At 57.7% G+C, this 6,540-nt stretch carries 4 protein-coding genes; 2 read left to right on the top strand and 2 right to left on the bottom strand.

The window, feature by feature from the left end; all coding sequences use genetic code 11:
- The first annotated feature begins 267 nt into the window (after positions 1-267).
- Positions 268-807, top strand: coding sequence for a DUF2058 domain-containing protein (locus GM298_RS21215; RefSeq protein ID WP_266155230.1), 540 nt, complete (start codon positions 268-270; stop codon positions 805-807).
- A gap of 7 nt (positions 808-814) precedes the next feature.
- Here GM298_RS21215 and GM298_RS21220 read toward each other — a convergent pair whose 3' ends face one another.
- Entirely contained in the window at positions 815-1,501 is a 687-nt protein-coding gene (locus GM298_RS21220; RefSeq protein WP_266155232.1) for an RluA family pseudouridine synthase, read from the bottom strand.
- Positions 1,502-1,591: 90 nt separating this feature from the next.
- Complete coding sequence (azoR, locus tag GM298_RS21225; protein WP_025757907.1) at positions 1,592-2,197, bottom strand: FMN-dependent NADH-azoreductase; 606 nt, start codon at positions 2,195-2,197, stop codon at positions 1,592-1,594.
- A 205-nt stretch (positions 2,198-2,402) separates the two neighbouring features.
- Between azoR and hrpA the strand changes: the two genes are divergently transcribed.
- Positions 2,403-6,305, top strand: a complete 3,903-nt coding sequence (hrpA, locus tag GM298_RS21230; RefSeq protein WP_266155234.1) for an ATP-dependent RNA helicase HrpA — start codon at positions 2,403-2,405, stop codon at positions 6,303-6,305.
- The last annotated feature ends 235 nt before the right edge of the window (positions 6,306-6,540 follow it).

The following is a 6,540-nucleotide window of genomic DNA, read 5'->3' on the forward strand; positions in this document are numbered from 1 at the left end:
ATTTCAACGCAACATGAGCGAAGTTCATGAAGTGTAATGCTCGAGGTATTGCTGCCTTTCTTGCCGGGTGGCGCTGCGCTTACCCAGCCTACGATTCAGTGTCGTTTGTAGGCCCGTGCAAGCACAGCGCCGCCGGGCGAAGCTGGTGATATGTCTGTGATATGCACTTTTCCGTCGTCGTTAAGCGGCTGTAGGGAGGAGGGATTTTTTATTTCCTTTCAATTCCCGCTATAATCGCCAAAATTTCCAACCGGTTTAGAAATAATCATGACAAAACTCACCTTACAAGAGCAGATGCTGAAAGCAGGCTTAGTCAGCAGCAAGAAAGCGGCGAAAGTGCAGCGCACGGCCAAGAAATCACGCGTTCAGGCGCGTGAGGCCCGGGAAGCGGTCGAAGAGAATAAGAAAGCGCAGATCGAGCGTGACAGGCTGCTGAGCGAGCAGCAGAAGCAGGCCGTGCTGGCGAAAGAGTTTAAGGCGCAGGTGAAGCAACTGATTGAGATGAACCGCATCACCGTGGCGAAAGGCAATATCACCTTTAACTTTACCGACGGGAATGTGATCAAAAAGCTCGAAGTCGATAAGCAGACGCAGACACAGCTGATCAACGGCCGTCTGGCGATTGCCCGCCTGGTCATCAACGCCAGCGGCGACTGTGAATACGCGATTATTCCGGCGGTGGTGGCCGATAAAATTGCCCAGCGCGATGCCGACAGCATTGTGTTAAACAGCGCGCTCAGTCAGGACGAGCAGGACGAAGACGATCCGTACGCGGACTTCAAAATCCCGGACGATTTGATGTGGTAAATCACTCTCAGAACGGGGCGGCGTGACGGGCGTTTACCGGCTCACCGCTCACGGGATGAATAAAATTCAGAACGCTTGCATGCAGCATTAGCCGCGGTACCGTTTCGGTGCCCGGCACGTTAAGCCCGCCATACAGATCGCAGCCCAGAATTGGGTGCCCCAGTTGCTGGCAGTGAATACGCAACTGATGGGTGCGCCCGGTCTCCGGGATCAGCGTCACCCGCGTTAACGGTACGCCCGTATCCTGATAAAAACGTTCAACCACCCGGTAACGGGAGCGTGCCGGTTTTCCGGTTGTAGCGCAGATCGACATTAACGGGAACAGCGCCGGGTCTTTGGCAATGGGCGCGTCTATGACTCCCTCATCGTTTTCCAGATGTCCGCAAAGCAGGGCGCTGTAACCTTTCTCCACGCTGCGCTGGCTAAACTGCTGGCAGAGCGCAGCGTTAATGACCTTATTGCGCGCAACCACCATCAGCCCGGATGTGCCGAAATCCAGACGATGCACCAGCGTGCAGCCGGGAAAGGTCTGAACCAGACGATAGTGTACAGAATCGCGGTTTTGCGGATTTTTGCCCGAGAGACTGAGCAGACCGGAAGGCTTATTGATCAGCAGCAGATGTTCATCCTGCCAGAGGATCGCAATGTCGTCGTGACACGGTGGGGCAATAAAAGAATCAATAATCGCAGACATCAGGCCGCCGGGCTGAAGAGTGGGAGCGGATGATAACGAAATACGGGGGAAAAGAAAAACCCTCCCACCGGGCGGTGAGAGGGGGAAATCTTAGGCGGCAACCAGGCTGTCGATTGCGGCTTTCGCGTCGGTCTGTGCTTTGGTCGCCACTTCAGGACCGTAAGCGATACCTTCAGCGAACACGAAGTTCACGTCAGTGATGCCGATGAAGCCCAGGAACAGGCTCATGTACGGCGCTACCAGGTCGGTTGGGGTATCTTTGTGGATACCACCACGGCTGGTCAGCACGATAGCGCGTTTACCTTTCACCAGACCTTCAGGGCCATTTTCGGTGTAACGGAAGGTTACGCCAGCGCGAGCCACCAGGTCGAAGTAGTTCTTCAGCTGGGTCGGGATGTTGAAGTTGTACATTGGGGCGTTGATCACGATAACGTCGTGCGCCTGCAGCTCAGCAATCAGCTCGTCGGACAGGGCCAGTGCTTCCTGCTGACGTGGGCTCAGCGGCGCATCGCTCGGACGCAGCGCGCCAACCAGCTCGCCATCCAGCACAGGAATCGGGTTTGCAGCCAGGTCACGCACGGTGATTTCGTCAGCGGAATGCTGTTCACGCCACTGTTCAACGAAGTAATCAGACAGCTGACCAGACTGAGAGTACCCTGCCAGAATACTGGATTTCAAAACTAATACTTTGCTCATGGGTGATTCCTGTTGTTGCATTTGATTGAAGGGGGTTGCCCCGTTGCTTGTTGACACTCTATTCACAATCCTGCCACAGAGATAGCGCAATATATCGAAGTCTATGTTCGAATTTTTTGAATAAGGCGCGAAAGACGTCAATGTGGTACTCTATAGCAATCATTAAAAAGAGAGTTTATCAGGGCGTGTACTGCCCTTTAACGCTATGACAGAACAACAAAAATTCACCTTCCCGATGCTCCTGCAACAGCTCGATTCTCTGACGCTGCGCGACAAACAGCGCTTCGCCCGCCGTCTGCACGGCGTGAAGAAGGTTAAAAATCCTGATGCACAACAGGCCATTTACCAGGAGATGGCGAAAGAGATTGAACAGGCGGCAGGGAAAGTTGTGCTGCGCGAAGCCGCGCGTCCGGCGATTACCTACCCGGAAAACCTGCCCGTCAGCCAGAAGAAACAGGACATTCTTGAGGCCGTGCGCGACCACCAGGTGGTGATTGTCGCAGGTGAAACCGGTTCGGGAAAAACCACCCAGCTGCCGAAAATCTGTATGGAGCTGGGGCGCGGGATCAAAGGGCTGATTGGCCACACCCAGCCGCGTCGTCTGGCGGCGCGTACCGTCGCGAACCGTATTGCTGAAGAGCTGCAAACGGAGCCGGGCGGCTGCATCGGTTATAAGGTGCGCTTCAGCGATCACGTGAGCGATAACACCATGGTCAAGCTGATGACCGACGGTATTCTGCTGGCGGAAATTCAGCAGGATCGCCTGCTGATGCAGTACGACACCATCATCATCGATGAAGCGCACGAGCGCAGCCTGAACATCGACTTCCTGCTCGGTTACCTGAAAGAGCTGCTGCCGCGTCGTCCGGATCTGAAAATCATCATCACCTCCGCGACCATCGACCCGGAGCGCTTCTCGAAGCATTTCAACAACGCGCCGATTATCGAGGTGTCAGGACGCACGTATCCCGTGGAAGTGCGCTATCGCCCGATTGTTGAAGAGGCGGATGATACCGAGCGCGACCAGCTGCAGGCTATTTTTGACGCCGTTGACGAGCTGGGTAATGAAAGCGCGGGGGATATCCTGATCTTCATGAGTGGCGAGCGTGAAATCCGCGATACCGCCGACGCCCTCAGCAAGCGCGACCTGCGCCACACGGAGATCCTGCCGCTATACGCGCGTCTGTCGAACAGCGAGCAGAATCGCGTATTCCAGCCGCACAGCGGACGCCGCATCGTCCTGGCAACCAACGTGGCGGAAACCTCGCTCACCGTGCCGGGGATTAAATACGTTATCGATCCGGGTACGGCGCGCATCAGCCGCTACAGCTACCGCACCAAAGTCCAGCGCCTGCCGATTGAGCCCGTCTCCCAGGCGTCTGCCAATCAGCGTAAAGGCCGCTGCGGGCGTGTGTCGGAAGGGATCTGTATTCGCCTCTATTCCGAAGACGATTTCCTGTCGCGCCCGGAGTTTACCGATCCGGAAATTCTGCGCACCAACCTGGCGTCCGTTATCCTGCAGATGACCGCCCTGGGGCTGGGTGATATCGCGGCGTTTCCGTTCGTCGAAGCGCCGGACAAACGCAACATTCAGGACGGCGTACGTCTGCTGGAAGAGCTCGGGGCGATCACCACCGACGAGCAGGCGACGGTCTACAAGCTGACGCCGCTGGGCCGCCAGCTCAGCCAGTTGCCGGTCGACCCGCGCCTGGCGCGTATGGTGCTGGAAGCGCAGAAACACGGCTGCGTGCGCGAGGCGATGATCATTACCTCGGCGCTCTCCATTCAGGATCCTCGCGAGCGTCCGATGGACAAACAGCAGGCCTCTGACGAAAAACACCGCCGCTTCCATGATAAAGAGTCCGATTTCCTCGCCTTTGTGAACCTGTGGAACTATCTCGGCGAGCAGCAGAAAGCGCTCTCCTCGAACCAGTTCCGTCGCCAGTGTCGCGTGGATTTCCTCAACTACCTGCGCGTGCGCGAGTGGCAGGATATCTACACCCAGCTTCGCCAGGTGGTGAAAGAGCTGGGCATCCCGGTCAACAGCGAACCGGCGGAGTACCGCGAAATCCATATCGCGCTGCTGACCGGCCTGCTGTCCCACATTGGGATGAAAGACGCCGAGAAGCAGGAGTATACCGGCGCGCGCAACGCCCGTTTCGCCATCTTCCCCGGTTCCGGCCTGTTCAAGAAGCCGCCGAAGTGGACCATGGTCGCGGAGCTGGTGGAAACCAGCCGCCTGTGGGGACGCATTGCCGCGCGTATCGATCCAGAATGGGTTGAGCCGGTGGCGCAGCACCTGCTGAAACGTTCGTACAGCGAGCCGCACTGGGAGCGCGCGCAGGGGGCGGTGATGGCGACCGAGAAAGTGACCGTTTATGGTCTGCCGGTGGTGGCCGCGCGTAAGGTCAACTACAGCCAGATCGATCCGGCGCTGTGCCGCGAGCTGTTTATCCGCCATGCGCTGGTGGAGGGCGACTGGCAGACGCGTCACGCCTTCTTCCGTGAAAACCTGAAGCTGCGCGCCGAAGTGGAAGAGCTGGAGCATAAATCACGCCGCCGCGACATTCTGGTGGATGATGAAGCGCTGTTCGAGTTTTACGACCAGCGCATCAGCCACGACGTCATCTCCGCCCGCCACTTCGACAGCTGGTGGAAGAAGGCCAGCAAAGAGACGCCGGACCTGCTCAACTTCGAAAAGAGCATGCTGATTAAAGAGGGGGCGGAGTCGGTCAGCAAACTCGACTACCCGAACTTCTGGCACCAGGGCAACCTCAAGCTGCGTCTTAGCTATCAGTTTGAGCCGGGGACAGACGCGGACGGCGTGACCGTCCACATTCCGCTGCCGCTGTTAAACCAGGTGGATGAGAGCGGGTTTGAATGGCAGATCCCTGGCCTGCGTCGCGAGCTGGTGATTGCGCTGATCAAATCCCTGCCAAAACCGGTGCGCCGCAATTTTGTGCCTGCGCCAAACTATGCGGAAGCGTTTTTAGGCCGCGTTACGCCGCTGGAGCTGCCGCTGCTGGATGCGCTGGAGCGTGAGTTCCGCCGCATGACCGGGACCACCATTGACCGCGACGACTGGAACTGGGATCAGGTGCCCGATCACCTGAAAATCAGCTTCCGCGTGGTGGACGACAAAAACAAAAAGCTGCTGGAAGGGCGTTCGCTCGGCGAACTGAAAGAGGCGCTGAAAGGCAAAGTCCAGGAGACGCTCTCTGCGGTGGCGGATGACGGCATTGAGCAGAGCGGGTTGCATATCTGGAGCTTTGGTCAGCTTCCGGAAAGCTACGAGCAGAAGCGCGGTAACTACAAGGTGAAAGCCTGGCCGGCGCTGGTGGACGAGCGCGACAGCGTGGCGATCAAGCTGTTTGATAACCCGCAGGAACAGCAGCAGATGATGTGGCGCGGGCTGCGTCGCCTGCTTCTGCTGAACATTCCGTCGCCGATCAAGTATCTGCACGAGAAGCTGCCGAACAAAGCCAAGCTGGGGCTGTACTTTAACCCGTACGGTAAAGTGCTGGATCTGATTGACGACTGCATCTCCTGCGGTGTGGACAAACTTATCCACGAGGCGGGTGGCCCGGTCTGGACGGAAGAGGGCTTTGCCCAGCTTCATGAAAAGGTGCGTGCGGAGCTGAACGACACCGTGGTGGACATCGCGAAGCAGGTGGAGCAGATCCTCACCACCGTGTTCAACATCAACAAGCGCCTGAAAGGGCGCGTGGATATGACCATGGCGCTGGGACTGTCGGACGTGAAGGCGCAGATGGCGGGGCTGGTGTATCGCGGGTTTGTTACCGGCAACGGCTTCAACCGTCTCGGCGATACGCTGCGTTATCTGCAGGCGATTGAAAAACGTCTGGAGAAAATGGCCATCGACCCGCATCGCGACCGCGCCCAGATGCTGAAAGTGGAGAGCGTCCAGCAGGCGTGGCAGCAGTGGCTGAACAAGCTGCCGCCTGCGCGCCGCGACGATGAAGACGTTCAGGGGATCCGCTGGATGATTGAGGAGCTGCGCGTCAGCTTCTTTGCCCAGCAGCTCGGTACGCCGTATCCGATTTCGGATAAACGTATTCTGCAGGCGATGGAGCAGATTTCCGCTTAAATCGGTTTCTCCCTCTCCCTGTGGGCTGAGGGATCCCCACAAAATAATGCCTGCACAGACAACCCCCTCTCCCTTGAGGGAGAGGGCTGGGGTGAGGGGGAACATACGGCTGTAGAGGTTATTCCGTTCACTTTATGTTCCTTGCTACTCTGTAACGGCATGACCAGTGAACGTGCCAGGGCGGCTCAATCGCCACCGCCCTGGCGACCCGGGCTCCCGGCGGTAAATCGCCGCT

Origin of the sequence: Enterobacter sp. HSTU-ASh6 (assembly GCF_026319105.1) — a bacterium.
Classification (GTDB): Bacteria; Pseudomonadota; Gammaproteobacteria; order Enterobacterales; family Enterobacteriaceae; genus Enterobacter; species Enterobacter sichuanensis.